This window comes from Alcaligenes ammonioxydans (assembly GCF_019343455.1).
GTDB classification, from domain to species: domain Bacteria; phylum Pseudomonadota; class Gammaproteobacteria; order Burkholderiales; family Burkholderiaceae_B; genus Alcaligenes; species Alcaligenes ammonioxydans.
Genome location: NZ_CP049362.1, coordinates 3,242,990 through 3,269,508, shown reverse-complemented (window position 1 = coordinate 3,269,508; position 26,519 = coordinate 3,242,990). Strand labels below are relative to the sequence as shown.

General features: G+C 57.9%; 23 protein-coding genes and 1 riboswitch. Of the genes, 14 read left to right on the top strand and 9 right to left on the bottom strand.

Annotation, left to right across the window (positions count from 1 at the left end; genetic code table 11):
• Window positions 1-4: 4 nt before the first annotated feature.
• Entirely contained in the window at window positions 5-715 is a 711-nt protein-coding gene (phoB, locus tag FE795_RS14950) for a phosphate regulon transcriptional regulator PhoB (protein WP_035270329.1), read from the bottom strand.
• A 263-nt stretch (window positions 716-978) separates the two neighbouring features.
• Here phoB and ubiE point away from each other — a divergent pair, with 263 nt between their 5' ends.
• From ubiE to rfaE2, 6 genes are all read left to right on the top strand, one after another.
• Window positions 979-1,749 carry a bifunctional demethylmenaquinone methyltransferase/2-methoxy-6-polyprenyl-1,4-benzoquinol methylase UbiE gene (gene ubiE, locus FE795_RS14945; RefSeq protein WP_039943448.1) on the top strand — a complete coding sequence of 257 codons (771 nt, stop codon included), beginning with the start codon at window positions 979-981 and terminating at the stop codon, window positions 1,747-1,749.
• 212 nt (window positions 1,750-1,961) lie between these two features.
• Window positions 1,962-2,954, top strand: coding sequence for a Tim44 domain-containing protein (locus FE795_RS14940; RefSeq protein WP_219235164.1), 993 nt, complete (start codon window positions 1,962-1,964; stop codon window positions 2,952-2,954).
• A 180-nt stretch (window positions 2,955-3,134) separates the two neighbouring features.
• Entirely contained in the window at window positions 3,135-3,764 is a 630-nt protein-coding gene (locus tag FE795_RS14935; protein WP_003802084.1) for a ubiquinone biosynthesis accessory factor UbiJ, read from the top strand.
• Window positions 3,765-3,766: 2 nt separating this feature from the next.
• Entirely contained in the window at window positions 3,767-5,323 is a 1,557-nt protein-coding gene (gene ubiB / locus FE795_RS14930; protein ID WP_059318224.1) for a ubiquinone biosynthesis regulatory protein kinase UbiB, read from the top strand.
• Between the two features lie 174 nt (window positions 5,324-5,497).
• Window positions 5,498-6,367, top strand: a complete 870-nt coding sequence (locus FE795_RS14925) for a ferritin (protein ID WP_003802080.1) — start codon at window positions 5,498-5,500, stop codon at window positions 6,365-6,367.
• A gap of 1 nt (window position 6,368) precedes the next feature.
• Entirely contained in the window at window positions 6,369-6,851 is a 483-nt protein-coding gene (gene rfaE2, locus FE795_RS14920) for a D-glycero-beta-D-manno-heptose 1-phosphate adenylyltransferase (RefSeq protein ID WP_003802078.1), read from the top strand.
• Between the two features lie 332 nt (window positions 6,852-7,183).
• On the opposite strand, the gene FE795_RS14915 is transcribed toward rfaE2, so the two are convergent.
• The 5 genes from FE795_RS14915 to FE795_RS14895 form a co-directional block, all read right to left on the bottom strand.
• Window positions 7,184-8,506: a TolC family outer membrane protein gene (locus FE795_RS14915; protein ID WP_230406208.1), complete on the bottom strand. Its 1,323-nt coding sequence runs from the start codon at window positions 8,504-8,506 to the stop codon at window positions 7,184-7,186.
• A gap of 15 nt (window positions 8,507-8,521) precedes the next feature.
• The gene (locus FE795_RS14910; RefSeq protein ID WP_003802073.1) at window positions 8,522-9,202 is read right to left on the bottom strand and encodes a protein-L-isoaspartate O-methyltransferase family protein; all 681 of its coding nucleotides are present in this window, start codon (window positions 9,200-9,202) and stop codon (window positions 8,522-8,524) included.
• A 74-nt stretch (window positions 9,203-9,276) separates the two neighbouring features.
• The gene (locus FE795_RS14905) at window positions 9,277-9,972 is read right to left on the bottom strand and encodes a 5'-methylthioadenosine/adenosylhomocysteine nucleosidase (RefSeq protein WP_219235160.1); all 696 of its coding nucleotides are present in this window, start codon (window positions 9,970-9,972) and stop codon (window positions 9,277-9,279) included.
• Between the two features lie 40 nt (window positions 9,973-10,012).
• Window positions 10,013-10,831 carry a bifunctional hydroxymethylpyrimidine kinase/phosphomethylpyrimidine kinase gene (gene thiD / locus FE795_RS14900; protein WP_003802069.1) on the bottom strand — a complete coding sequence of 273 codons (819 nt, stop codon included), beginning with the start codon at window positions 10,829-10,831 and terminating at the stop codon, window positions 10,013-10,015.
• A 7-nt stretch (window positions 10,832-10,838) separates the two neighbouring features.
• Complete coding sequence (locus FE795_RS14895; RefSeq protein WP_003802067.1) at window positions 10,839-11,645, bottom strand: thiazole synthase; 807 nt, start codon at window positions 11,643-11,645, stop codon at window positions 10,839-10,841.
• A 536-nt stretch (window positions 11,646-12,181) separates the two neighbouring features.
• Here FE795_RS14895 and FE795_RS14890 point away from each other — a divergent pair.
• The 3 genes from FE795_RS14890 (at window position 12,182) to FE795_RS14880 (ending at window position 14,893) form a co-directional block, all read left to right on the top strand.
• On the top strand, window positions 12,182-13,432 hold the full coding sequence (locus FE795_RS14890; RefSeq protein ID WP_219235157.1) for a porin: 1,251 nt from the start codon (window positions 12,182-12,184) through the stop codon (window positions 13,430-13,432).
• Window positions 13,433-13,813: 381 nt separating this feature from the next.
• Window positions 13,814-14,131 (top strand): hypothetical protein, encoded by a 318-nt coding sequence (locus FE795_RS14885; protein ID WP_003802063.1) that lies wholly within the window; start codon window positions 13,814-13,816, stop codon window positions 14,129-14,131.
• A 189-nt stretch (window positions 14,132-14,320) separates the two neighbouring features.
• A complete protein-coding gene (locus tag FE795_RS14880; RefSeq protein ID WP_219235155.1) occupies window positions 14,321-14,893 on the top strand; it encodes a TonB-dependent siderophore receptor in 573 nt (190 codons plus the stop codon).
• Between the two features lie 59 nt (window positions 14,894-14,952).
• Here FE795_RS14880 and FE795_RS14875 read toward each other — a convergent pair whose 3' ends face one another.
• Window positions 14,953-15,993, bottom strand: coding sequence for an ABC transporter substrate-binding protein (locus tag FE795_RS14875; RefSeq protein ID WP_230406207.1), 1,041 nt, complete (start codon window positions 15,991-15,993; stop codon window positions 14,953-14,955).
• Between the two features lie 69 nt (window positions 15,994-16,062).
• On the bottom strand, window positions 16,063-17,907 hold the full coding sequence (locus tag FE795_RS14870) for a TonB-dependent receptor plug domain-containing protein (RefSeq protein WP_219235154.1): 1,845 nt from the start codon (window positions 17,905-17,907) through the stop codon (window positions 16,063-16,065).
• A 69-nt stretch (window positions 17,908-17,976) separates the two neighbouring features.
• Window positions 17,977-18,140: riboswitch (cobalamin riboswitch) on the bottom strand.
• A 142-nt stretch (window positions 18,141-18,282) separates the two neighbouring features.
• Here FE795_RS14870 and metH point away from each other — a divergent pair.
• Window positions 18,283-22,056, top strand: coding sequence for a methionine synthase (metH, locus tag FE795_RS14865; protein ID WP_003802056.1), 3,774 nt, complete (start codon window positions 18,283-18,285; stop codon window positions 22,054-22,056).
• 1 nt (window position 22,057) lies between these two features.
• Window positions 22,058-22,900, top strand: a complete 843-nt coding sequence (locus FE795_RS14860; RefSeq protein ID WP_219235151.1) for a helix-turn-helix transcriptional regulator — start codon at window positions 22,058-22,060, stop codon at window positions 22,898-22,900.
• A 79-nt stretch (window positions 22,901-22,979) separates the two neighbouring features.
• On the opposite strand, the gene FE795_RS14855 is transcribed toward FE795_RS14860, so the two are convergent.
• Window positions 22,980-24,443 carry a DHA2 family efflux MFS transporter permease subunit gene (locus FE795_RS14855; RefSeq protein WP_003802053.1) on the bottom strand — a complete coding sequence of 488 codons (1,464 nt, stop codon included), beginning with the start codon at window positions 24,441-24,443 and terminating at the stop codon, window positions 22,980-22,982.
• 76 nt (window positions 24,444-24,519) lie between these two features.
• Here FE795_RS14855 and FE795_RS14850 point away from each other — a divergent pair, with 76 nt between their 5' ends.
• Genes FE795_RS14850 through panC form a run of 3 tightly spaced genes read left to right on the top strand, consistent with a single transcriptional unit; the run spans window position 24,520 to window position 26,459 of the window.
• A complete protein-coding gene (locus FE795_RS14850) occupies window positions 24,520-24,711 on the top strand; it encodes a DUF3460 family protein (RefSeq protein WP_003802050.1) in 192 nt (63 codons plus the stop codon).
• 45 nt (window positions 24,712-24,756) lie between these two features.
• Window positions 24,757-25,599: a segregation and condensation protein A gene (locus FE795_RS14845; protein WP_219235149.1), complete on the top strand. Its 843-nt coding sequence runs from the start codon at window positions 24,757-24,759 to the stop codon at window positions 25,597-25,599.
• Window positions 25,600-25,610: 11 nt separating this feature from the next.
• A complete protein-coding gene (gene panC, locus FE795_RS14840) occupies window positions 25,611-26,459 on the top strand; it encodes a pantoate--beta-alanine ligase (RefSeq protein WP_003802045.1) in 849 nt (282 codons plus the stop codon).
• The last annotated feature ends 60 nt before the right edge of the window (window positions 26,460-26,519 follow it).

Below are 26,519 nucleotides of genomic sequence, written 5' to 3'. Positions count from 1 at the left end.
GGGATCAGGCGGTCGGCGCCTTTTCCAGTGGGGAAAGGGCAAAACGATAGCCTGAGCCACGGATCGTTTCAATATGTTTGTCGTGTCCGCTCGGTTCGAGCGCCTTGCGCAGGCGGCGGATATGCACGTCTACCGTGCGTTCCTCAACAAACACATGGTCGCCCCACACCTGATCCAGCAACTGGGAGCGGGTGAAAACGCGCTCGGTGTGCGTCATGAAAAAGTGCAGCAGGCGAAACTCAGTCGGTCCGATGGTCAGGGCCATGCCTTGGCTGGACAGGCGGTGTGTGCTGGGGTCCAACTGCAGGTTGCCAATGGAGATCACATCGTCGGTCAACTGAGGCGCGCGGCGGCGCAACACGGCCTTGATGCGGGCAATCAGCTCTTTGGGCGAGAAGGGCTTGGTGATGTAATCGTCTGCACCGGCCTCCAGGCCGTCCACCTTGTCCTGCTCCGAGCCTTTGGCGGTCAGCATGATGACGGGAATGTGTCGCGTGCGTTCGTCCGAACGCAATTTGCGGGCCAGATTGATGCCCGAAGAGCCGGGCAACATCCAGTCCACCAGGATCAAGTCTGGCAGCTCGGCACGGATGAGGATCTGGGCTTGCTCAGCATCAAAGGCGCGCAGCACTTTATGGCCGGCAAAAGACAGGTTGACAGAGATCAGCTCCTGGATCGCAGGCTCATCTTCCACGACTAATATGCTTGTACTCATTGTTAGCTTCAGACTGGTCCGATAAAAAATAAAAGAGGGGTCAGGTCGGCGGCCTGTCTGTATCGGGCTTGAGCACGGGAACCTGCCGCAGGGCTCAGGCCGCTCAAGGGCAATACGGGAGGCACTTCAATTCCTGACTGCACGTAATACGGCCATCATATGGCGTTAATGTTTCAGGTTTGTGAATGTGCGCGAAAGGGTGGCTGTCAGCGGGCGGGATTTTCGTTTCTGTACCGGGAAATCTGCGTTACGATTATGCCATTATGGAAAAACAGCGTCCTTCTCACCCCTCCGCCCAGAATGCCGATACGCACTTCGGCTTTCAAACCGTGGCCGAAAGCGAAAAAGCGGGCAAAGTCGCCCAGGTTTTTCATTCGGTGGCTAACAACTACGACATTATGAACGATCTGATGTCGGGCGGCCTGCACCGTATCTGGAAAGCCTTCACCATTGGACGCGCAGCCGTTCGACCGGGAATGAAGGTGCTGGATATTGCGGCGGGAACAGGGGATCTGACCAAGACCTTTGCGCGTCAGGCCGGTGCCGATGGCGAGGTCTGGCACACGGATATCAACAGTTCCATGCTGCGCGTGGGGCGTGATCGTTTGCAGGACAAGGGCATCATTACCCCGGTTGCGGTTTGCGATGCTGAACATCTGCCTTTTCCCGACGGCTATTTTGACCGCGTCTCGGTAGCCTTCGGTTTGCGCAATATGACCCACAAAGACCGTGCGCTGGCCGAAATGAAACGCGTGCTGCGTCCGGGCGGCAAGTTGCTGGTGCTGGAGTTTTCCCGCGTGGCCAAGCCTTTGCAGGCTCCTTATGACTGGTACTCGTTTAACGTGCTGCCCCGTATCGGCAAGCTGGTGGCCAAGGATGAGGAAAGCTATCGCTATCTGGCCGAATCCATTCGCATGCATCCTGACCAGGAAACGCTGGCGGACATGATGCGGGACGTGGGGCTGGAGCGCGTGCAGTATTTCAATCTGACAGCCGGTGTGGCTGCGTTGCATGAAGGCATTCGTCTGGACTGATCCGCTGCGAATTCTGTCTTTCTATCACGGCACCCTTGGGTGCCGTTTGTTTTTTGTCTGTCACACAGGGTAAAAAAAACATGGTGCAGGTGTACGTGTCATGTTAATGTTCAGCTTATCGTAAGTTTTCTTGAATAACCGACTGGGATGGTATGGCCGGGGGCTCAACCCCCTGTGTGTCAAGCGCTTGTCCTGGTCAGGAGTTTGTGACTATGTCTGGACGGCTTTCTCGTTACTTCATGGCCGCTGTGCTGGCTTTTAGCACCGGCGCTTTGCTGACCGTTTCCTACGATGCGGAAGCACGTCGTATGGGTGGTGGCTCCAGTTTTGGCCGCCAGTCTTCCAATATCACCAGTAATCGCTCGGCTGCGACGCCGCCAGCCGCGGCCAATAACACGACTCGCTCGGCGGCTCCTGCTGCTGGCGCTGCTGCTGCCGGTACGGCCGCTGCGGGTACGGCTGCCAAGTCGGGTATGTCCCGCTTCCTGGGCCCGATCGCCGGCATTGCCGCCGGCCTGGGTATTGCCGCCTTGCTCTCCAGCATGGGCTTGGGTGGTGCGTTCCTGGAAATGATGTCCAGCCTCTTGCTGATTGGCCTGGTTATTTTCGCTGTGCTGTTTATCGTGCGCCGTTTGCGTGGTTCGGCGGCTCGTCCTGCCATGCAGCAAGCCGGTGGTCAGTCCATGATGCGTAATGCCGAGCCTGCTCGCAGCCCCTGGCAACAGCCCCAGGCTGCGCCGGCACCGGCTCCTGCCGCTGCCCCTGCTGTACAGCCGGCCGCTGCTGCCGCTATGCCCGCACCTCCGGTCGATGAGAGCTGGTTTATCCCTGGTGACTTTGATACGCCGACGTTCCTGGCCAATGCCAAGACCCAGTTTGTGGAAATCCAGAAGCTGTGGGACAAGGGCGATGTCGAACAGCTGCGTACATTCTTGACCGATGATCTGCTCAAGGAAGCTGCCCCTCAGATCGCCCAGCGTCAGGGTGAGAACGTGACTGAGGTGGTCCTGCTCAATGCGGAGCTGCTGGGCATTGAAAAAGTGGCCGATGGTCACCTGGCCAGTGTTCGTTACTCCGGCATGTTGCGTGAAGAGGCGGGTGCCGAGGCCTTCCGCTTCGAGGAAGTCTGGAATCTGTTTAAAGCTGACGGCGCCGGCTGGCTGCTGGCAGGCATTCAGCAGATCCCGGTTGACCCCAACGCTTGATCTTTATCGAAACAAACAGCCGCCTTCTTGTTCAGGCGGCTGTTCTGTTATGAGCGCTCTCGTTTCTCTGTGATCCCATCTGCCCGTGTTCCTTTAGTCTCGTGCATCCGGCCGTGTGTCTGTCGGGTTAAACTGGCTGTTTTAATTGGACTGGTTTACTCGCCCCGGCAGTAGACTTGCATGGACATGCTTGGTATCCCTTCATTCCTAGAACCTAGCGCCGTGGGCGTGCGTTTGCTCAATGCCTTGCTTGATCGCGAGGACTGGGCGCGCGATCGTTTGCAGGCGCATGCAGGTAAAACCGTCTCGCTGATTGTGGGCCGTTTACAACTGGTCTACACCATCACTTCCCAGGGCAAGCTGGAGCAGGGCCACCCCGCTGTGGTTCCTGATGTGACCTTGACCCTGCCTCAGGACAAGCTGCCGGAGCTGCCACAAATTTTGCAGGATGGCGATTTCAGCCGGGTGGCGCAACTGATGCATGTGCAAGGTGAGGCCGGTCTGGCTAATCTGGTATCTGATCTGGCGGCCAATCTGCGCTGGGATGCGGAACATGATCTGGCCAAGATAGTGGGCGATGTCATGGCGGTGCGTCTGTTCAGTGGCGCGCGACGGGCTGTTTCCGGGCTGCGGGATTTGGGGCAGCGTCTGGCCGGCAATGCCACCGAGTACCTGACCGAGGAAAGTGCCTTGCTGGTCACCCGTCCCGAACTGGATCGGATGCGCGGGCAGGCGTCCAGTTTGGTCCAGCGTCTGAACGAGCTGGACCAGCGCTTGAGTCGTCTTGATGCACGTCGGCGGGAGTCCTGAATATGTTCTCCTTGTGCCGTCTGCTGAGCATCCTGCTGGTTGTATTCCGTTTTCGTCTGGACGAGCTGGTGCTCTCCAGTATCCGCCATCCCTGGGCGTCCCGCCTGTTGCGCGTTGTGCGTCTGGGCCGCAAGCCCAAGCTGCCGCGCGGTGTGCGTTTGCGCCTGGCTTTGGAAAGTCTGGGCCCCATCTTTGTGAAGTTCGGTCAGGTGCTCTCTACGCGCCGGGATCTGATTCCGATGGATATCGCCGAACAGTTGGCCATGCTTCAGGATCGTGTGCCGCCTTTTCCTTCCGACGTGGCGGAGGCGACGATTCAGAAAGCGTTGGGTGCCTCGCCTTACGATCTGTTCCAGGAGTTTGATCGCACGCCCGTCGCCTCGGCCTCGATCGCCCAGGTTCACTTTGCCACCCTTCACAATGGCCGCGAGGTCGCTGTGAAGGTGCTGCGTCCGGGCATGCGTGAGGTCATTCACAAAGATCTGCGCCTGATGCGGGTTCTGGCCGCGTTCATGGAACGTCTGGGACCGGATGCCCGTCGTCTGAAGCCGCGTGAGGTGGTCGCCGAGTTCGACAAGTATCTGAACGACGAGCTGGACCTGATTCGTGAAGCCTCCAATTGCAGTCAGCTGCGCCGCAATTTCACCAAGGATGTCGAGCGCACCCAGTTGCTGATCGTGCCTGAAGTGCATTGGGATTACTGCGCATCCACCGTGTTCACCATGGATCGCATGAAGGGTATCCCCGTCAATCAGATTGATCGTTTGCGTGCGGCCAACGTGGACTTGAAAGATCTGGCCCGCAAAGGGGTGGAGATTTTTTTCACCCAGGTGTTTACCGACGGCTTTTTCCATGCTGACATGCACCCTGGCAATATTTATGTGTCGGATGCCCCTGAGACGCTGGGCCGTTACATTGCCCTGGATTTTGGCATCGTGGGCTCCTTGTCCGAGTTCGACAAAAACTACCTGGCACAGAATTTTCTGGCTTTTTTCCGGCGCGACTACCGCCGGGTAGCCCAACTGCATATTGAGTCTGGTTGGGTGCCGCCAGAAACCCGCGAGGAAGAGCTGGAAGGCTCGGTACGCGCGGTGTGTGAACCGTATTTTGATCGGCCTTTGTCCGAGATCTCGCTGGGGCAAGTGCTCTTGCGTCTATTTCAGACCTCGCGCCGGTTTAATGTGGAGATTCAGCCGCAGCTGGTGCTGCTGCAGAAAACTCTCCTGAATGTGGAGGGGATGGGGCGGGACCTGGATCCGGAACTGGATCTGTGGGATACCGCCAAACCTTATCTGGAAAAGTGGATGTACCAGCGTATTGGACCATCGGGCTTTTACTCGCGTTTGAAACAGGAAGCCGGGCAGTGGGCCCAGATCATGCCGCAGCTTCCGCGTCTGGTTTATTCCAGCCTGAATAGACCAGAGACAGGGCAGGCGTTGAACCAGGAACTTAAGCTGCTGCGTCAGTCGCAGCAGCAGACCAACCGATTGTTGACCGCCTTATGTGCTGTATTGGCGGTGGCGGTCGGGGTGGCCATCTGGGCTTTGGTGGGGCGTTAAGTGTGACGACCCCGCAGCGTGTCAGTTTTTTTGTGGCTGACATATTTCTGATAACTGCAGGTTCTACGATAGACGCAGGTCCGCCAGCGTATTGCTAAGCTGGCGCTTTCCGGCGCCTTCCGGACGGTAAATGGCCGCCCTCAAGGAACCGCTTGATTCTTTTTAGGAATCGTTATGCTTTACCATGACTTATTTAAATCCATGGAAGCGGTGCGCTGGAATTTTGCGCATGACATACCATGGGATGATTTTGACGGCAGCAAGCTGAGCGACGAGCAGGCTTACACCATCAAAATGAACGCCATTACCGAGTGGGCTGCCTTGCCGGCAACCGAGATGTTCCTGCGTGACAATAAAGATGACAGCGATTTTTGCGCCTTTATGTCCGTATGGTTCTTCGAGGAGCAAAAACACTCACTGGTTCTGATCGAATACCTGCGCCGTTTCCGCCCCGAGCTGATGCCTACCGAAGAAGAGTTGCATAAAGTGCGCTTTGATTTTGATCCGGCTCCCGCCATGGAAACCCTGATGCTGCACTTTTGCGGCGAGGTTCGCCTGAACCACTGGTACCGTCGTGCCGCAGACTGGCACACCGAACCTGTCATCAAGGCCATTTACAAGATCGTGGCCCAGGATGAGGCCCGTCATGCCGGTGCGTACCTGCGCTATATGAAGCGTGCCCTGGTACACAAGGGCCAGGAATTCGGTCTGCAAGCCCGACTGGCCTTCTCCAAGATTGGAGTGCTGATGGCGTCGGCGCATCGCACGGCCCAGGCATTGCATCCCACCAACTTGCACGTCAACAAGGCCATGTTCCCGGAAGATACCGTGCAGTCCAAGCTGCCTTCACCCGGCTGGCTGGAAAACTGGCTGGATACGCAGATTCGTTTTGACAAGGAGTGGGAGCATAAAGTCAGCTCGCGTATCCTGCACAATATGTCGCTTTTGATGGGCAGCTCGTTTGAAACCGTTCAGGAATTGAACCGTTACCGTAAGGAACTGGCTCGTCAGGTTGGATCGGACTCGTCCCTGGTGCAGGCTTGATATGAGTGCGCGTTTCGAGGCCAAGGTGCTGGAACTGCAGGCGTTGCGTGAGGCTGTGGAGCAGGGTCGCCTGGCACGTCCGCTGGTCTTTACCAATGGTGTGTTTGATATCTTGCATCGCGGGCATGTCAGCTACCTGGATGAGGCCGCGCAGCTGGGTGCATCACTGATCGTAGGGGTGAATACCGATGCGTCGGTACGCCGTTTGAACAAAGGCCCGGAGCGCCCCATCAATTCCGAACAGGATCGCGCCGCCTTGTTGGCTGCCTTGGCTTGCGTGGATGCCGTGGTCCTGTTCGATGAGGACACCCCGGAAGCCTTGATTGCCGCCCTGCGCCCAGACTTGATCGTCAAGGGCGGTGACTATGATATGGAAGCCTTGCCCGAAACGGCACTGGTGCGTAGCTGGGGAGGCGATGCCGTCGCCATTCCCTTTGAGTTTCAGCGTTCCACGACAGCACTGGTCAAGAAGCTGCGCGACTGAAAGCGAAATACAAATGGATGTGTTTAATCCCGGCTTGGTCTGGGATTTTTTTTGCTTGCAAGCAGGGAGCTCGAGGGTCTGCTGATGCCCAGGATGGTTTAGTGTTTGATAGATGCCGGAGTATTGGGCCCAAGCCAGACAGGACTGCTCCTGCGTTTATCAGTGGCTGAGCAAGATGTGATGCGGCCCTCGTGCTTGATCTGGTGGGCTGGGCGTATGTGTCTCGGAGGCAGATATTGAGCGTATGTATGAGTTCTCGAGTCTGGCTGGAGAGGTCTTGCTTCTAGGGCCAGATTGCGGTGCCTGGTTCGTGTCTCTTGCCAGCGCAGGCTTCAGGATGCCGGTTCAAGCAGATCGTTGACAGCACGCAGGTCGTTTTCGTTCAAGGTGCCACTGGCGGCTTTCAGACGCAGACTGTTCATCAGGACCTCGTAGCGGGCTTGTGCCAGACTGCGTCGGGCTTCATAAAGCTGCTGCTGAGCATTGAGTACGTCGATATTGACGCGCACACCGACCTCGTATGCCAGCTTGTTGGCCTCCAGTGCATCTTGGCTGGATTGGGTGGCCGTTTCCAGTGCTTTTACCCGCACCAGACCAGTGGTGACACCCGAGAAGTACTGGCGTGTCTGCTGAAGAGACTGCTGAATGGCGAATTGGTAGTCGTAGCGGGCCTGCTGCAGCCGCGAGCTTTGCTCACGAACTTGAGAGCGGGTCTCACCCCCCCGGAAAATGGGAATGCTCAGTTCCAGACCCAGCGCGCTGTTTAAGGAGCGGGGGCCACCGCCGGTTTGGCCGAACAGGGTTTGGTCACTGCCACTACCTGTCTGGGCTTTCAGTGCCAGGGTAGGCTCATGCAGTGCCTGGATGCTTTTCAATTGCTCTTCAGCTGCTCGCGCCTTGATCTCCGCCAAGGCAACGCTCAGGCCAGATTGACGGGACTGATCGAGCCAGTCCTGAAGATTTGCGGGCTGGGGAGCAGGCAAGACCAGGGGGTCACGCAGGCGAGCCAGTGTTTCAGCGCGTTCCAGCGTCAGTGCTGCCAGTTTGTCTCGCGCTACCTGCAAGGCATTTTCCGCCTGAATGACGTTGGCACGGGTCAGGTCCAGCCGTGATTTGGCTTCGTAGGCGTCGGTAATGGTGGTGCCGCCCAGCTCAAAGTTCTGCTCGGCCGCGCGTAACTGCTCCTCAATAGCAGCCTGCTGGGCGGTCAGGGTAGAGAGCGTGTCTTGCGCGGCCAGCACATCAAAATAATGCTGGCTGACGCGCAACATCAAGTCCTGCCGCTCCAGGCTAAGCTGAATATCGGCTCCTTGCGCCAGTAACTGAGCACGTTCGTAGCGTGCCCAGGCATTGCGGTTGTAGATGGGCTGGCTCAGCGTCAGCGTCCAGGCGGCCCGATTGCTGGCTTGTTGATTGGATAGCTGGCCGGTCTGACGGCGCTCCTGGAGCTCGGCCGTACCAATCGTACTGATGTGTGGCAATAATTGCGCCCGGCTTTGCGGAACGAGTTCCTGATCCGCCTGACGGAGCGCTTGGGCGGCGCCAAATTGGGGTTCACGAGCCAAGGCCTGATTCCAGGCCTGCAACAGATCCTGCGCCTGGGCGGTGCTGCTCAAGGCAAGCAGCGAGCACAGCGCCAGTCGCACGGAAATCATGCACCGCATGCGTGCTTAAAAGCGAAACTGCGAAACCGCGGTGCCGCGTAACGGTTTGATCCAGGTATCAAACAAGGGCGTCGTCTCAAAGCTGGCTGCGCTGGTGCGAGTGATGCGCACTGCCGTCATGACCGGATTCTGACCGACTACCACTACCAGGCGCCCGCCGATACAGAGTTGATATTTCAGGGCGTCAGGAATGACAGGGACTGAGCCAGTGACCAGAATGGCGTCGTATTCGGTCGTACCCCAGCCAGCATGGGCGTCGCCCACTTCCACCTTGACGTTGCGTACATTGTTACGCTGCAGGTTCTCCTGAGCGAACGCGGCCAGCTTGCTGTCGATCTCGATAGAGGTCACTTGCTGCGACAGGTGGGCGAGCAACGCCGCCTGGTAGCCCGAGCCAGTACCGATTTCCAGTACGCCGTCGCTGGGCTGCAAGAGCAGTTCCTGCGTCAGGCGGGCTTCCACTTTGGGCGAGAGCATGGTCTCGTGCGTGTCCACGGCATTGATGATCAGTGGCAGCTCGGTGTCCGAAAAAGCCGACGAGCGCAAAGACGGGGGCACAAAGCGTTCACGCTGGACCGCGACCAACGCTTGCAGCACGTTTTCGTCGGATACGTTCCAGGGACGGATTTGCTGCTCCACCATGTAGTAACGGGCACGTTCGAGTTCAGACAGCGCAATATGGTTCATAGCTTCCAGAAAACTAAAGGCTTGGCAAAGAGCCGATTATAAGCCAGCGCATGGATAAAGATGCGCGCTTGGGCTTAGCAGGACGGCACCATCGCATGCAGCAAAGTGCTGGCGTTACTGACGGCAATGGGCAAAAAGGTATCAAAATCCATGTGTGCTTCGTTGTTGGCATTGTCCGAAATACTGCGTATGCAGACAAAAGGCACGGTATTCAGATAGCACACCTGGGCAATGGCGCCACTTTCCATTTCACAGGCGATAGCGTCAAAGGTGGTGCTCAACCACTGTATTTTATCGTTACATGCAATAAATTGGTCGCCGGTAACAATTCGGCCAGTATGAACCCGATGCCCTTCGATTTGCTGGGCTGCGGTTTGGGCTATCGCCAGCAGGGCCGGGTCCGCGGGAAAATCAAAGGTATCCAGGCGAAAGACCTGTCCGGGCGCCAGCCCCAGGGCTTTGAGCTCCACATCGTGCTGGACCAGGGTATCGGCAATCACAATATCGCCAGGCCGGATGTTGGGTTCAACGGCGCCGGCGATTCCGATATTGATGATGCTGCCTACGGAAAACTCCGAGATCAGCATCTGGGTGCATGCCGCGGCATTGACTTTGCCCACGCCGCAGACCACGGCGACGACGGGCTTGCCCAGATAGCTGCCGCGATGAAAGCTCATGCCAGCGCGCTGGATGGTCTGTGGCGCTTGCAGGCGCTCCAGCACAATCTCCAGCTCCTCGCGCATGGCGACAATAATTCCAAGTGTAGACATAAGACAGGGGCCATCAAGCGGCCCGATCAAACGGCACGTATCAGGACGATGGCCACAGTTTATGGAAATGGTGTACCGGGCCGTGGCCGCTGCCCACCGTCAGCTCACCCGAACGGGCGATGGCTTCGTACAGGTACTTTTTGGCCGCCAGAGCGGCATCAGGCACACGGTCGTATTGGGGCAGCAGGGCTGCCAGCGCTGCCGACAGGGTGCAACCGGTGCCGTGGGTATTGGCAGTATCAATACGCCGGGCCGGCATTTCTATCATTTTGTCGCCATCATGCAGCAAATCGATGCATTCTGAGCCGGGCAGATGGCCGCCTTTCAGGAAAACCCAGCGTTCATCGCTGTGGTTCATCAGACGGCGCAGACGCTCGGCTGCCTGGCGCATTTCCTTGACGGTCTCTACCGGCCGGGCGTTCAGCAATACACCGGCCTCGGGCAGGTTGGGCGTGATCATGGTGCACTGGGGTACCAATTGTTCACGCAAGGCATGCACGGCGGATTTTTCCAGCAGATGATCGCCACTCTTGGCGATCATGACCGGGTCCAGGACCAGATGCTTGGGTTTGAATTGAGCCATGCATTCGGCCACCACCGTGGTGACGGCCTCCTGGCCCAACATGCCGATCTTGACGCCATCAATGCGTACGTCGGCAAACAGAGTGGTGATCTGCTGGCGTACAAATTCGGCGGGAACCGGACTGATGCCGCTTACCCCTTGGGTGTTTTGTGCCGTCAACGCGGCAATGACAGCGGTGGCATAAGCGCCCAGGGCGCTCATGGCTTTCACGTCAGCCAGAATACCGGCGCCGCCGGAGGGGTCAACTCCGGCAATGGTCAGCGTATTGGGAATCATGTCTCGTTCAGGTACGGGAGTGAATCAGCCCTTCGGTTGGGGAGCTGGGGTCGGCATCGTAGTATTTGCGCGGCACGCGGCCCGCCAGATAAGCCTGGCGACCGGCTTGTACCGCCAGGTTCATGGCGCTGGCCATCAGGACAGGCTGCCGGGCGCCAGCGATAGCGGTATTCATCAAGACGCCATCACAGCCCAGTTCCATGGCAATGGCGGCGTCCGAAGCGGTGCCCACGCCAGCATCCACCAATACCGGCACCTTGCTTTGATCGATGATCAGGCGCAGGTTCCAGGGGTTAATAATGCCCATCCCCGAACCAATCAGGGAGGCCAGAGGCATGATGGCGACACAGCCGATGTCTTCCAGCATCCGTGCCTGGATAGGATCGTCGGCACAGTACACCATGACGTCAAAGCCTTCATCCACCAAGGTTTTGGCGGCTTTCAGGGTTTCAGGCATATTGGGAAACAGATTGCCGGAGTCGCCCAGCACTTCCAGCTTGACCAGCTTGTGGCCGTCCAGCAGTTCACGCGCCAGGCGCAGGGTGCGCACGGCATCCTCGGCCGTGTAGCAGCCGGCGGTGTTGGGCAGCAGCGTGTATTTGGAAGGCGGCAGGTAATCGAGCAAGTTTGGCTCGTTGGCATTCTGGCCGATATTGGTGCGGCGAATAGCCACAGTCACAATCTCAGCGCCGCTCGCTTCAATCGCCTGACGCGTCTCATCAAAATCTTTGTATTTACCGGTGCCTACCAATAACCGGGATTGGTAGTGGGTTCCGGCCAGGATAAAAGGATCGTTGTTCACTGTTTGGGTCATGGTGGTGCTTTGTTGCGCATCCGTGCCTGTGGACGGATCAAGAATTGGTTTTTTGCTGGGCAAACATTGCAAGAATAATCCATTTGGGCGGGGCCCGCAGGAAAACCCTTAGGCGGCCTTGCCGGTGCGGGGCAGGGAGGCGGCTCGGGCCAAAGCATGACCCGATGTGCTGGCCACATTGGGCTGTCGACCGGGCAACGCTATACCTTGGCATAGTCGCCTTATGTTCAAGTCTATGCAGACAGGCCTAATGCCCACTGGCTCTGTCAGGGCCGCGATGCGAAAATCCTGTTGCTCCTGATGCACGGGCCTGCCAAGCAGGGTGGGTCTGCCCACACCGGTCGGTTCCAGCGCCGGGTCAGAGTCTGCGGGGGATGGAGTTGGTGGGCGTTTTCCCGTTTGTAGCCGTCCTAAGGCGCAATCAAGGGATCGGACAGAGGGTCGGGCTGGGCACGTCTGAGATGATAAATAGCGGTTTTTGTTTTTTACGATGACAAGAAAGCAGCTCGTGTCCAAGCCGGGCTGGATGGCTGTCCTTGTATCACGAGCGAGAGGTGCGCATGAACCCGACCGAGTCTTTTTACCCTGACCCCAGTCTGTTTGCAGAACCGGCTTCAAGACACCTGAGGCACCGTGGCCAGGGTCATGGGGTCTGCCACGCCCGGCCTTTGCGTTTGCGCAGTACTTATTGGGTGGTGTGCGTGGCCTTGGGCGGGCTTGGTGGCGTGTTGGTGCCGGGTCACAGTGATGCCGAAACCTCCGCGCAGCTCTATGGCACTGTGGATGCCGGTTTGGGCTGGACGCATGTGAGCGGTCAAGGCTCGCAACGAGGCGTTCTCAGTGGCGGACAGGCAGACTCCTTGTGGGGGATTCGGGGCCAGGACTCTCTGGGGGAGGGGGGGCGTGCCACCTTCAATCTTGAAAGTGGCATTGATCTGGCCACAGGACGGGGCGACGAGTCGGCGCGGCTATTCAACTACCAGGCCTGGCTGGGGCTGGGGAGCGATCAGTGGGGTGAACTGCGGTTTGGACGTCAGCACACCGTCGGTCAGGAGTTTGTCTCTGCTATTGAAGTGGGCTCCTGGAAAGACTTCGGGATGGGGGCGTTGATGCGTGCCTCGGACATTTATCAGGTCTCTCAGCAGCTCAGCTGGCGTAGCCCACAGTGGGCGGGCCTGCAGCTCGGACTGAGCTACAGCGGCGATGTTGGCGAGCAGAGCTTGTCTGGTTTGGCTGATGCGCGCACAAAGCTATACAGCCTGGCGCTGCGTTATGAGCAGGGCCCTTGGTTACTGGCAGCCAGTCATGAGAGTTTGAGCCGGATCGAATCCAATCGGCCCACCGCCTTGCAGTTGGGGGCCAGCTATGACTTCGGATTTGCTCGTGTGGCGGCAGGCTGGAGTCGTCAGAGCAACGGTTTTGTGGGCTTGAATGGCGATGAAGGCCCGACGTATTGGCAGCAGAGGGGGCTGGGTGGCCTGGGGCCGACGGAGTTTGTTCAGGGCGGCCGCCTGGATACCTGGTACGTGGGCTCGGCCATTCCGCTTGGCAAGGGCGAGGTTCAGTGGCAGTGGTCATTGGGGCGCCCGAACTGGAGGTGGGAAGCGACCGGGGAACAGGCTGGCCGCCTCCAGGTGATGTCTGTCGCTTATGTGCATCCTTTGTCGCCGCGCACCAGCCTTTATGTCTTTGCGGCCAAAGGGCGGCGCTATGACATGGAGACAGCCGTCCATGTCAGTGAACCGCGTACCAGCCGTGTCGCTCTGGGTGTGACCCATCAATTTTAAGCCACGCCAGTTTGTCGGTCGCCCAGCTGGAATGGGCAGTTTGGCCGCGGCACGACACTGGCCAGCCTTTGCAGGCGAACGGCAAAAGGAGGTATCCCTAAGTATAAAAGGGATGTCCAAAGGGTGAGGCCACGTAGGCCAATGCCTTGCAGACAAGCCCTGGGGCACGATGCGAAAATAGTGCCGGTTCGGAAAACCTTCGGATCTTCTTGTTTAACCACTCAGGTTTACAACGCAATGGACCCTGATCCCTCTTCATGGCTTTGTCCCTGTTCCAGGGCGGCCTTCTTAATGACCAATCAAACGGACGCCGGACCACGAAGCGGGCTTCTCTAAGAAGATGAGCACTCTTTCTGGACCCCGGGTCTGAAGGAGAATGCTATGTTCCGTCTCACGCTGTTTCGCTCTGCTCCCTGCAACCTGGCTTTGCAAGAAGCGCTGCGTCAGGCTGCCACCCGCCAGCGTCAGGATTATTTGCTGGAGCTGCTGCAAACACACGGCGCCCGCGAATACGCTTATGCGCTCAATGATCTGTCCGGGCGCGCCATTGAAAACGCTCTGGCGACGTTGCCTACTGTGGAGCGCAGTCAAGTGCTCAAGCATCTGTCTCGGCGTGCTCAAACCCGTCTGGATGATGTGGAGGGCTTGCGTCGTCAACCTACCCATGCGGTATTGACCCTGCCGTCCTTTGTGATGTGAGAGTGCAGCAAGCCTACGCTGAGTGTGGCTGGTTCTGAGGATGGTCCACCAGCCCGCGCTTCGCTTTACCTCGTTTGCGGACCCACGGGGACGGTTAATGTGCCGTCCCCGTTGATTGGACGTCCTGTCTGGCGCTGTACGCTTTTTTGTCTTTATTCCCCTCTACAAGCCAATTACAGCAAGGAAGAGATGTGCGAGACCGGCGTATGGGTGCCTTACTTGGGGGCTGTTTATGACCTTAATGACAACTTCTCGGTCTACGCCAGCTACACCACGATTTTCCAGCCTCAAGACCTGCAAGACGAGAGCGGTCGTGTCCTGGACCCCTTGCGCGGGGATAACTCTGAGGTTGGGCTCAAAGGCGAATTCATGGAAGGTCGACTGACGTCCAGCCTGGCTTATTTTCAGCTGCGGCAGGACAACTTCGGTAAAGAAACGAGAGGACGTACGCCCTCGGGCGGCATCGCGTATGGAGCGGTGCCTGGCGTGCGCACCCATGGGGTAGAGTTCGAGCTGGCGGGTCAACTGACGTCGCAACGGCAGATGCATGCGGGTTACGCTTACAAGCTCTCGCGCCAGGACGGCGATAACGTGTCCATCTTGTCACCCGAGCATCAGTTCAAGCGCTACACCACCTATGATTTCGAGGGCGGCTGGAAGGGACTGACCTTGGGCGGTGGCGCACGTTGGCAAAGCAAAACGTGGGGGGAGGTCAGCCGGCCCGGTTACGCCGGTCAGGTACAGCACCTACACCTGGGGTGAGCCGCGCAATATGATGCTGGCAGTGAAGTATCAGTTTTAAGCGGCAGAAGAAAAACCGTTCAAAAAGCCTGGGCCCGATAGCGGTCCAGTTGTTCGCACAACTGGCGAGTGGCCTCTATCAGCCTTGGGCCGGGACGGTACAGGGCGTCCGGGTTCAGGTTCAGTAACGCGTGGGGACTGAGCCCCAGATGCTTTTCCCAGAACAGATGGCGCGCGCGCAGCTGGGCGGGGTCACGGTAAGCCAGGATGACCACTTGCGGACGCTTGTGCAGAACGTCTTCCAGACTGATAGCGGGTGCGACGGCGGCGTGGCGGGCGTAGATGTTCTGCGCTTTGCAAGTGCTGAGCACATCCTGGATCAAGGGGTCGCGGGCCAAGGTGTACAAGGGTTCGGAGCCTATTTCCAGAAATACGCTGACGGTGTGGCCCAGACGGCTATTCTGGCGCAGGGCTGCGATTTGCTGGTCCAGCAAAGCGGCGGCAGGCACAGCGGCCTCGGCGGTGTCCAGACGGTCGCCAGCCAGACGGATGAAGGCGGGAATATCGTCCAGTGTCTTGGGGGCGGCAAAGATCAGGCGGATCGAGGCTTGTTGCAATTGTCCTTGCAATTCAGGTCCGATCTGGTTGGGCTGCCAGGCCCAGACCTGGTCGGGTTTAAGCGCCAGCAGTCGTTCGGGGTTGACCCGCAAGGCGTCCCCAATGCTGGGCAGATCCTTGGCAGCAGGCGGGTAGTCGCTGGAACTGTCGACGGCGATCAGGCTGTCTTGTGCTCCAGCCGCAAACAGGATCTCAGTGATGTGAGGGGCCAGACTAATTGCGCGTGCGCGGGCTGTAGCGACGGTTGGTGAGGATTGGGTTTCCTGATCGGTCGTGGCGTTTTGTGTTTCTGTATCTTCTTGCTTGTTCTGTATTTCTGGCGTGCTGTGTTCCGTGCTGGTCTGTATCTCGGGCTGTACTTGAGTCTGCACCTGTGCTGGGGCCGGGACGGGCAATGCCAAAGGCAGCACGAACAGGCAACGCAAGCTCCACCGCCGCAGTCCGCTCCAGACAGAGCGCTTGGCGGGCTGTAGACGACAAGTCGCAGGCAAAGAGGGCATCATGCAGCCTCCGTAAATGGCACGGCCCCTGAACGGGGCCGCGCCAGAATTGACCAAGGCCAAGTGAACAGCTTACATACGCCAGGCAAAGTTCAGGAACACGCTGGAGCCAGCGTTGTTGTAACCGCGAGCCAGGGTGTAGTCCTTGTCGAACACGTTGTTCCAGCGCAGCTGGGCTTCCAGGCTGGAGGTCAGCGGGTAGCTGGCGGTCAGGTTAAGCAGACCATAGCTGCCCAGACGTTGTTCGTTTTTCGCATCGTCATAACGGTGGGAAGCGAACAGGTATTCAGCGCCGGTTTTCAGATCCCCGAACGTGTGTTCCACGGCCACTTTGTAGTTTTGCTTGGCACGGCGGATCAGTTGCTTGTCCGTATTTCTATCCTTGGGGTCGGCAAAGTCGGCGCTGGCACTCAAGGTGGTGTCGCCCAGTTGCTTTACGGCTGTCAAGGTCAGGCCCGTGATCCGTGCTTTTTCCGTATTGCTGGTTGTGCATTCGAAATTGGCATCACACACATAGGGGTTGATCATGTCGCGGATGCGGTTCTGGTAGACCACCATCCCCAGTTGGGTCGTGTCGTCGGTATAGCGGATATGGCCTTCCACATTGCGTGATTTCTCCGGTTTCAGGTCCGGATTGCCCTGAAAGCCCCAATTGTAGGGCGAGTACAAGTCCGCGAACGTAGGTGCACGAAAGCCCGTGTTGGCGGCGACACCTACTGTCCAGTTGCTGGTGATGTCTAGGTCATAGCCCAGGCCGCCCGTCACCTTGTTGCCATAGCCACTGATATTGTCATTACGCACGCTGGCTTGCAGGTGGTGTTGATTAATATCGCCACGGTAAATCAGGGCAAAGGCATTGGTGTTGCGCTTGTCGTCCTTGTGCACGGTGCTGTGGCTCATCCGTTCTTCCAGACGTTCGGCCAGCAGGGAGACGGTTTGACCCTGGGCGACAGTCAGGTCGTTTTGCCAACTGTATTGGCGCTGCAAGGTGGCGTATCGAGCGGCAAAAGCCCGGTTCTCTACGGTTTCTTTGCTCAATGAGGCGTTCAGGCGGCTGGTCCACTTTTCGGACAACTGGTTGGTGCTGGTCAAACCATAGGCTTGCTGGCGGGTCTGTGTGCTGGGGGTACGGCGCTCGAACAGACCGTTGTCGAACTGACCATCCATGTAGCTGTTGATAGCGGTCAGCCCCAAATGCTGGCCTTTTGACCATTCATATCCCAACGAGCCGTTCAGCCCGTGCTGGGTGTAGCCGTTTTTGTCGGGGTTGTAACTAAAGGACAGGGGATTGGTGGCATTGAAGCCATCGCTGCTACCGTAGCTGGAGGCCAGGCTGTAATCCCAGCCTTGGGCCGCACCAGAAAAACCGGCGCTGGCCTTGAAGGTATCTTGCGAGCCCAGGCCCATATTTCCCCAGGCGCTCAAGGCACGTTCACTGCCGCCTTTTTTGGTGATGATGTTCACCACCCCTCCGATGGCATCCGAGCCATACAGGCTGCTGCCGGCGCCACGCACAATTTCAATGTGCTCGATCAGGGCTGGATCAATTGCCTGCCAGTTCACCGAACCACTGGCAGAGCTGTTGATGCGCATGCCGTCGATCATCACGCGGGTATGTTGCGGGTTGGTGCCGCGCAGGTAGACGCCGGTTGTGGTTTGTGGGCCACCGCTGCTGTAGATTTCTACTCCGGGCTGACGCTGCAAAATATCGGCGACGCTGCTCTGGCCTGCTTTTTGCAAGGTTTCCTGATCAATGACAGTGACGTCACCCACCACGTTTTTCAGTGGCTGTGCCAGGCGGCTTGGCGTAACCACAATGTGATCCAGCTTGGTGACAGAAGTGGTTTGGGCCGTGGCGATCAAGGGCAGGGCGCCCGCCAGGGCGACCATCAAGGGTCTGATGGACAGTAGAGTCATGGAGATTCCTGTGAGATGTGCGTCCCCGCACATCGATAAGCGAAGCCGTCCACGGGAGGACGGCCGTAAAGTCAGGGTCAGAAGCAGGCTGGTGTCGGGCTTTGCGCGTAGCAGGTACCGTTGCGGGGGCAGCACGTTTGGCAGTTTCAGTATGAACCGCTCACGTTTCCCATTTGACTTTCCCAGGCCCAGCGGAGTGTGGGCCGGAAAGCACCTCTTTCCGAGCCGAAAATGTTACATGCCGTGGGGGCAAAGGTTAAGTGTTTAGGTCGGATTTCCCGTACAAAGCGCTACAATTGTGGCGCCAATCCACCATTCTTGTGCTTCTTGCTGCCAGAGGCTGTCAACATCCCGTTTCGTGTTACGGAGTTTTTAGTGTCCTATCCCGCTTTGCCTTACCCGATCTCTGCCTACACCCGTGGTGCGGAGTTTGCCCGACGTCTGGGGCAGCAAATCCTGATTCTGGACGGTGCAATGGGCACCATGATTCAGCGGTACAAATTGGGCGAGGCCGATTTCCGTGGCGAACGCTTTGCGGATCACCACAAGGATGTGAAGGGCAATAACGAATTGCTGTCGCTGGTGCGTCCCGACATTATTCGCGAGATTCACGACCAGTACCTGGCGGCCGGGGCCGATGTCATCAGCACCAACACCTTTGGTGCGACGGATATAGCCCAGGGTGATTACGATTTGCAGGGCATCAGCTATGACCTGAACCTGGCGTCGGCGCAACTGGCCTGTCAGGCGCGTGATGCCTTCAGCACGCCCGAGTGGCCGCGTTTTGTGGCTGGTGCGCTGGGCCCACAACCTAAAACGGCTTCCATCTCTCCCGATGTGAATGACCCCGCCGCCCGCAACGTCACCTTTGAGCAACTGAGGGTGGCCTACACCGAGCAGGTGCGTGCCTTGCTCGATGGCGGCGTGGATATCCTGCTGATCGAAACCGTTTTTGACACGCTCAATGCCAAAGCGGCTGTCTTTGCCCTGGAAACGGTCTTTGACGAACGTGGTGAGCGCGTTCCTGTCATGGTGTCGGGCACGGTCACGGACGCTTCGGGCCGCATTCTGTCCGGCCAGACGGTGGAAGCCTTCTGGAACTCCATGCGTCATGCCCGTCCGATTACGATTGGCCTGAACTGTGCGCTGGGTGCCGCCTTGATGCGCCCCTATGTGGCCGAGCTGTCCAAGATTTGCGATACCTACGTTTGTGTCTACCCGAACGCCGGCTTGCCCAACCCCATGGCCGAAACCGGCTTTGATGAAACCCCCGCCGATACCTCCAGCCTGCTGCAGGAATTTACGCAAGCGGGTCTGGTCAATATGGTGGGTGGGTGCTGTGGCACGACGCCCGAGCACATTGCCGCCATTGCCGAGCTGTGCCGTAAGCTGCCTCCACGAGTTGTTCCTGAGGTGCCCGTTAAAACCCGCCTGTCGGGTCTGGAGCCTTTGAACATTGATGAAGACACCCTGTTTGTGAACGTGGGTGAACGTACCAACGTCACGGGCAGCAAGGCTTTCTTGCGCCTGATTCAGCAGGAAAACTACGAAGAAGCCTTGTCGGTGGCGCGGCAGCAGGTGGAAAACGGTGCGCAGATTATCGATATCAATATGGATGAGGGCATGCTGGACTCAGCAGCCTGCATGCATCGCTTCCTGAACATGATCGCCTCCGAGCCGGACATTGCGCGCGTGCCCATCATGATCGACAGCTCCAAATGGGACGTCATTGAAACTGGTTTGCGCTGCGTGCAAGGCAAGGCCATCGTGAACTCGATCTCCATGAAAGAGGGCGTTGAGCCTTTCCTGGAGCACGCTCGTTTGTGCCGCAAGTATGGCGCCGCCATTGTGGTGATGGCCTTTGACGAGCAGGGTCAGGCCGATAGTTACGAGCGTCGGGTAGAGATTTGCGAACGTGCTTACCGTTTGCTGGTGGATGAGGTGGGCTTTCCGCCTGAGGACATCATCTTCGACCCCAACGTGTTTGCCGTGGCAACCGGCATGGATGAGCACGCCAACTATGGGCTGGACTTTATTCGGGGTGTAGGCTGGATTCACAAAAATCTGCCGCACGCCCGCTTGTCCGGCGGTATTTCCAACGTCAGCTTCTCCTTCCGTGGCAACGAAGCCATGCGCGAGGCCATCCACACCGTTTTCCTGTACTACGCCATTCAGGAAGGCCTGACCATGGGGATTGTGAATGCGGGCCAACTGGGTGTGTATGCCGATATCGAACCGCATCTGCGCGATCTGATTGAAGACGTGATTCTGAACCGGGCCGAACCTAAGGGCAAAACCGATCCGGCTGATGAGCGCACCCCCACCGAGCGTCTGGTGGAAATGGCCGAGAGCGTCAAAGGCTCGGGCGCCAAAAAAGAGGAAGATCTGAGCTGGCGTGAAACCACGGTCGAGCAGCGCTTGATCCACTCGCTGGTGCATGGCATTACCACCTTCATCGTGGAAGACACGGAAGAGGTGCGTCAGAAGATCGCTGCTCAGGGCGGTCGTCCCATCAGCGTCATTGAAGGGCCGTTGATGGACGGCATGAACGTGGTCGGTGACCTGTTTGGTCAAGGCAAGATGTTCCTGCCGCAGGTGGTGAAGTCTGCGCGTGTGATGAAGCAGGCCGTCGCCCACTTGGTCCCTTTCATTGAGGAAGAAAAGCGCCAGATTGAAGCGGCAGGTGGGGATGTGCGCTCCAAGGGCCGCATGGTGATTGCCACGGTGAAAGGCGACGTACACGACATTGGCAAGAACATTGTGTCCGTCGTGATGCAGTGCAATAACTTCGAAGTGGTCAATATGGGGGTGATGGTGCCTTGCGCCGAGATTCTCGCCAAGGCCAAAGAAGTGGAAGCCGATATCGTGGGGCTGTCCGGCCTGATCACCCCCAGTCTGGAAGAAATGGCCTATGTTGCGTCCGAGATGCAGCGTGACCCTTACTTCCGTGAACGCAATATCCCTCTGATGATTGGTGGCGCGACCACCAGCCGGGTCCACACGGCGGTGAAGATTGCGCCGCATTACGACGGCCCGGTCATCTATACACCGGACGCCAGCCGCTGCGTCGGTGTGGCCACGCAGCTTGTCTCGGATAATGTGGAAGAGTTTCTGGCCGAAGTGCGCGAGGAATACGAACAAGTGCGCCAGCGCCATGCCAATCGTAAAGCCACCCCTTTGATTTCGCTGGAAAAAGCGCGCCAGGACAAGCCTGCGATTGACTGGACAACCTATGTCCCGCCACGCCCCAAGTTCATTGGACGCCGCACCTTCAAGAATTATGATCTGGCCGATATTGCCCAGTTCATCGACTGGACGCCGTTCTTCCAGACCTGGAGCTTGTTTGGCAAGTACCCGGCCATTCTGGAGGACAAGGTGGTGGGCGAGCAGGCCAAGACCTTGTTTGCCGAAGGACAGGCCATGTTGAAAAAGATCATTGAGGGCCGTTGGCTGACCGCCAATGGCGTCATTGCCTTTTACCCCGCCAATACGGTCAATGGTGAGGACATCGAGGTCTATTCGGACGAATCGCGCAGCGAAGTCCTGTTTACCTGGCGTAATCTGCGCCAGCAAGGTGTCAAGCGTGAAGGCGTAGATAGCAAGTGTCTGGCCGACTACATTGCTCCCAAAGAAAGCGGCGTGGCCGATTACATCGGCATGTTTGCAGTCACCGGCGGGATTGGCGTGGACAAGCTGTCCGAGCGTTTCCAGGCCGCAGGGGACGATTACTCAGATCTGATGATCAAAGCACTGGGGGACCGTTTTGCAGAAGGCTTTGCAGAATGTCTGCACGCTCGTGTCCGCACGGATTTGTGGGGGTATGTGACGGACGAACGTCTGTCCAACGAAGAACTGATCGACGAGAAATACCAGGGTATTCGTCCCGCACCGGGTTACCCGGCGTGTCCGGAGCACGTGGTTAAACACGACATGTTCCGTGTTCTGCAGTGCGAAGACATCGAGATGTTCATCACCGACAGTTACGCCATGATTCCGGCTTCCAGTGTGTCGGGCTTTTACTTCAGCCACCCGCAGTCCAAGTATTTTAACGTGGGCAATATTGGTGAGGATCAGTTGCAGGACTACATCAAGCGCAGTGGCCGTACGGAAGAAGATGTGCGCCGCACCTTGTCGGGCGTGCTGGGCTGATATGGGAACGACGGGGCCTGGTACGGGAGGCGCCGAGAGCACCTCCCAAACCCGACGTCAGGCTTTGGGGCGGTTTTTGCGTCATGCGCGAGAACGTATCCGGCCGCTCGACGTCGGTCTGGCCCCGGGAGTGCGTCGTCGTACTCCTGGTTTGCGCCGCGAAGAGGTGGCCCAGCTGTGCGATATCAGCACCACCTGGTACACCTGGATCGAGCAGGGCCGCGATGTGACCGTGTCCCCGACTGTCTGTGCCCGGCTGGCCACCGTGTTGAAGTTGGCCAGAGCGGAACGTCATTACCTGTTTGAGCTGGCCGATTGCGCCGATCCTGAGCATTGGCAAGGTGATATTCAGCCTTTGCCGCAGGGCTTGAGCGCCTGTGTCGACAGTATCTCCGCGCCTGCTTATATTCTGGACCGCAGCTGGAATGTTCTCGCGCGTAACGAGGCCTTGCTGGACTTGTTTGATGGCTGGCCCGATCGCAGCGAGCAGCCCAATCTGCTGCGTTACATCTTTCTGGACCCGGCCGCACGCGATTTGGTGGTGGACTGGGAGCAGCGTGCCAGCCGTGTCGTGGCCGAGTTTCGCGCCGATGTCGGCGCACATGCGGATGAGGCCGATATACAGGCGCTTATTCAGGAACTGGGGCAGCAAAGCCAGGTATTCGCGTTCTGGTGGGGACGCCAGACCGTGGTGGAGCGGGAGGGGGGATTGCGGGATTTCCGCCATCCCAAAAAAGGTGTCAAGCGTTTTCAGCAGTTTACGTTCCGGCTGGCTATCCGGCCGGACTGCAAGTTGGTGATGCTGCTCACTGATCAGGCTTCGCGGGCAGCGGAGCCGGACTAAGGCAGACACAGCAGATCGGTGCGCCAGGAGACGTTGGGCAAGACTTGCCAAAGCAGGCGGCATACCTTCGGACTGAGCCCTATGCTTTCGTTTTTCTGGTCGTGCGTGGCGCCTGTTGCAACGAATCGCCATCAGTGGGGGATAGTCGGGCAAAAGACAGGCTGGATAAGGCGGTAATCGCACCCAGAATCAGGAAAGCCCAAATCGTATCCTGCGTCTGCACACTGCTGGCACCACGCAGGGCCATGCTGATGTTCAAGGTGACGGCCGCGCAAGCCACGCCCAGACTGATGGCCAACTGCTGCGCCATGGCTGCAAAGCTGCTGGCCTGACTCATGGCCTCGGATTCCAGGTCGGCGTAGGTCAGGGTGTTGACTGCGGTGAACTGCAGGGAGCGGAAGAAACCACCTGCCGTCAGCACGGCAATCATCAGCCACATTGGGGTCGTGGCCTGGAACAGGGCGCACAAGGCGATGAACAGGCCGGTCAGCCAGGCATTGATGATCAGTACATTGCGAAAGCCAAAGCGCCGGATGATGGGTGGGGCCACCAGCTTCATGCCCAGTGCACCAATCGCACCGGTAAAGGTGATCAGACCTGCTGCCAGCGCGCTCATGCCAAAGTTGGTTTGCAACATGATTGCCAGTAGAAAGGGGGAAGCTCCGAGCGAGAAGCGGCACAGGTTGCCGCCCAGTACCGATATGGCAAAGGTTTTGGTGCGCAGCAAGGACAGGTCAATGATGGGATAGGCTACCTGGCGGGCGTGCCAGACATACCACAGGCCGGCGATCAGTCCGGCCAGGGTCAGCCAGCCCAGGGTGGACCAGTTCAGGGTGCCGTGGCCGACGTTCTCAAAGCTGGTTACCAGGGTGGCCAGGCAGATGGCGCTCAAGATAAAGCCCAGCCAGTCCAGGGGAGGCCGGTCGGTGGGATAGTCCTCGCGGATATAGCGTAGTACCAGGGCAATACCCAAGGCTCCGACGGGGATGTTGATCAGGAAAATCCAGTGCCAGCTGGCATACGTGACTAAAAAACCACCCACGGGCGGGCCGATGATAGGGCCGAGCAAGGCGGGTAAAGTCAGCACGGCCATGGCGCTTAAAAGCTGATCTTTAGGGACGCGCCGCAGTAAGATAATGCGTCCTACCGGTACCATCATGGCCCCCGCCATGCCCTGGACCACCCGGGAAATGATCAGTTGGGTCAGGGTCTGGGACAGGGCGCATGCAACAGAACTGGCGGTAAAGAGTAGAATGGCGGCCAGGAACACCTTGCGCGCTCCAAAGCGGTCCGCAGCCCACCCGCTGATAGGCACGAACACAGCCACTGCCAGCAGGTAGCTGGTAATGATGGTATTCATGCGGATGACGCTGGTATCCAGCGACAAGGCCATGGTGGGCAGGGCTGTGGCCACTACGGTCGAGTCCAGCATTTGCATGAACAAGGCACATCCCACGATGTAGGGAATAATGCGTATGGCCCGACGCTCTTGAGGGGACAGGGTTGCCGGTGGTGGGGCAGCTTCGGTCTGTTCAGATGCCATGCGGCGAACTCTCTGGTGTGCGGTGCAGTAAACTCAAACTTTTCTGTTATCCAATTTATTTAGGCGTACAGGTATTATGGCAAAGAATTTCGAATCCGAAATTACCCAGTTTCTCAAACAATATAAAGCTCAGAATCCCGATACCGAAGCGCGTCAGCGTGAGGGGCGTTATCGTCTGTGGGACAAGCAGATTGATCAGGAACTGCAAGATGGTTACAAGGCGGCCCGCACGCCCCAGAAACCTTACGTGTACTACGAAAACAACTAAATCCTTGCGCCGGCGCCTGTGACCGAGATTGCACAGCAGACTGTTGTGGACACGCCAGCTCTTCAGCCCGAGGATGTGCTGGCGCGTCTTTATGGTGAGCCGCTGTTTGCGATTCCCCAGGATCTGTACATTCCGCCCGATGCGCTGGAAGTGTTTCTGGATGCGTTCGAAGGCCCGCTGGATTTATTGCTGTATCTGATCCGCAAGCAGAACTTCAATGTGCTCGATATTCCGATGGCCCAGGTCACCGGGCAGTATCTGGCGTATGTGGAGCAGATTCGCGCCAGCAATCTGGAGTTGGCGGGTGAGTACCTGCTGATGGCTGCGCTGCTGATCGAGATCAAGTCCCGCATGCTGCTGCCGGTGCGACGTGCGGACACGGGTGAAGAAGTGGATGATCCGCGTGCGGAGCTGGTGCGCCGTTTGCTGGAATACGAACGCATGAAGGAAGGGGCGCGCCGTCTGGACCAGTTGCCCCTGGCGGGGCGCGATTTTCTGCTGGCCAATGCCCAGGCCGAACTGGTTATTGAGGCGATCCCGCCGGAGGTGAGTGCAGAGGATTTGCGCGAGGCTTGGCTGGGGATTTTAAAGCGGGCCAAGCTCAACGCCAGTCACAAGATTACCCGTGAGCAGTTGTCGGTGCGGGATCACATGAGCCAGATTCTGCGACGTTTGCAGCATGTTCGCTTTATGGAGTTTAGTGAGCTGTTCAATGAACGTCTGGATCAGGGTGATCCGACAGCGGTGCTTGTCGTGCATTTTCTGGCAATGCTGGAATTGGCACGAGAGTCACTGCTTGAAATCACGCAGGCCGAGCCCTACGCTCCTATTTATTTGCGCCTGACGTATATTCGAGCGCAGGCCGATGGGCCTGATCTTATTCCGTAGCGGAGAATTTTTTGAAAGTCGTTCATAACATCCAAGAACTGCGCGATCAGCTTCAGGGCCAGACACGCGTGGCATTTGTTCCAACCATGGGGAATTTGCATCGGGCTCACCTGGACCTGATGAAGATGGCGCGCCAGCATGGCGACCCGGTGGTGGCCAGTATTTTTGTCAATCGCCTGCAATTTGGTCCTAACGAGGATTTTGATCGTTACCCCCGCACCTTGCAGGAAGATGCGCAGAAGATGGAACAAGAGCGCGATGTGTATGTCTTGTTTGCGCCCTCGGAACGCGAAATGTACCCCGAGCCGCAGAGTTTCCGCGTCAGCCCGCCCGATCATCTGGGGCGGATTCTGGAAGGTCATTTCCGTCCCGACTTTTTCGAAGGCGTGTGTACGGTTGTTCTGAAGCTGTTCTCCTGTGTACAGCCGCGTGTCGCCGTCTTTGGCAAAAAGGACTACCAGCAGTTGATGGTGGTGCGTCAGATGGTGCGTCAATTTCAGTTGCCGGTGGAGATTCTGGCGCACGAGACGGTCAGAGAAGAGGATGGTTTGGCCATGTCCTCGCGCAATCGCTATTTGAGTCCGGAAGAGCGCGCCCAGGCCCCGCAGATTTACCAGACGCTGCAAGAGATGAAGGAACGCTTGCAACAAGGTCAAAGCCGTCAGGAGATTGAGGCGTATGCGACCGGCAAATTGACCGATCTGGGATGGAAAGTGGATTACATGGCTTTGCGTCGTCAGTCGGACTTGCTCGAACCGAGCGAGGAGCAGATACAGGCAGGCGAGCCTTTGGTGGCGTTGGCCGCGGCCAAACTGGGTGCAACGCGTTTGATTGATAATCTGGAAATGACTAAAGCCTGATTTCTTGTGTTATTTGGTTAGAAAAGCACAGTTTTTACTGTGCTTTTTTCATATCTGCGT

Excerpts from the sequence above, each read along its gene's own strand:
- ubiB (WP_059318224.1), top strand. The coding sequence starts at position 3,767 with ATGTTCTCCTTGTGCCGTCTGCTGAGCATCCTGCTGGTTGTATTCCGT.
- FE795_RS14905 (WP_219235160.1), bottom strand. The coding sequence starts at position 9,972 with ATGTCTACACTTGGAATTATTGTCGCCATGCGCGAGGAGCTGGAGATT.
- FE795_RS14860 (WP_219235151.1), top strand. The coding sequence starts at position 22,058 with ATGGGAACGACGGGGCCTGGTACGGGAGGCGCCGAGAGCACCTCCCAA.
- FE795_RS14880 (WP_219235155.1), top strand. The coding sequence starts at position 14,321 with ATGTGCGAGACCGGCGTATGGGTGCCTTACTTGGGGGCTGTTTATGAC.
- FE795_RS14915 (WP_230406208.1), bottom strand. The coding sequence starts at position 8,506 with ATGATTTCCGTGCGACTGGCGCTGTGCTCGCTGCTTGCCTTGAGCAGC.
- FE795_RS14940 (WP_219235164.1), top strand. The coding sequence starts at position 1,962 with ATGTCTGGACGGCTTTCTCGTTACTTCATGGCCGCTGTGCTGGCTTTT.
- FE795_RS14850 (WP_003802050.1), top strand. The coding sequence starts at position 24,520 with ATGGCAAAGAATTTCGAATCCGAAATTACCCAGTTTCTCAAACAATAT.
- FE795_RS14925 (WP_003802080.1), top strand. The coding sequence starts at position 5,498 with ATGCTTTACCATGACTTATTTAAATCCATGGAAGCGGTGCGCTGGAAT.
- rfaE2 (WP_003802078.1), top strand. The coding sequence starts at position 6,369 with ATGAGTGCGCGTTTCGAGGCCAAGGTGCTGGAACTGCAGGCGTTGCGT.
- phoB (WP_035270329.1), bottom strand. The coding sequence starts at position 715 with ATGAGTACAAGCATATTAGTCGTGGAAGATGAGCCTGCGATCCAGGAG.
- FE795_RS14875 (WP_230406207.1), bottom strand. The coding sequence starts at position 15,993 with ATGATGCCCTCTTTGCCTGCGACTTGTCGTCTACAGCCCGCCAAGCGC.
- FE795_RS14935 (WP_003802084.1), top strand. The coding sequence starts at position 3,135 with ATGGACATGCTTGGTATCCCTTCATTCCTAGAACCTAGCGCCGTGGGC.
- ubiE (WP_039943448.1), top strand. The coding sequence starts at position 979 with ATGGAAAAACAGCGTCCTTCTCACCCCTCCGCCCAGAATGCCGATACG.
- FE795_RS14910 (WP_003802073.1), bottom strand. The coding sequence starts at position 9,202 with ATGAACCATATTGCGCTGTCTGAACTCGAACGTGCCCGTTACTACATG.
- FE795_RS14855 (WP_003802053.1), bottom strand. The coding sequence starts at position 24,443 with ATGGCATCTGAACAGACCGAAGCTGCCCCACCACCGGCAACCCTGTCC.
- FE795_RS14870 (WP_219235154.1), bottom strand. The coding sequence starts at position 17,907 with ATGACTCTACTGTCCATCAGACCCTTGATGGTCGCCCTGGCGGGCGCC.
- FE795_RS14895 (WP_003802067.1), bottom strand. The coding sequence starts at position 11,645 with ATGACCCAAACAGTGAACAACGATCCTTTTATCCTGGCCGGAACCCAC.
- thiD (WP_003802069.1), bottom strand. The coding sequence starts at position 10,831 with ATGATTCCCAATACGCTGACCATTGCCGGAGTTGACCCCTCCGGCGGC.
- FE795_RS14885 (WP_003802063.1), top strand. The coding sequence starts at position 13,814 with ATGTTCCGTCTCACGCTGTTTCGCTCTGCTCCCTGCAACCTGGCTTTG.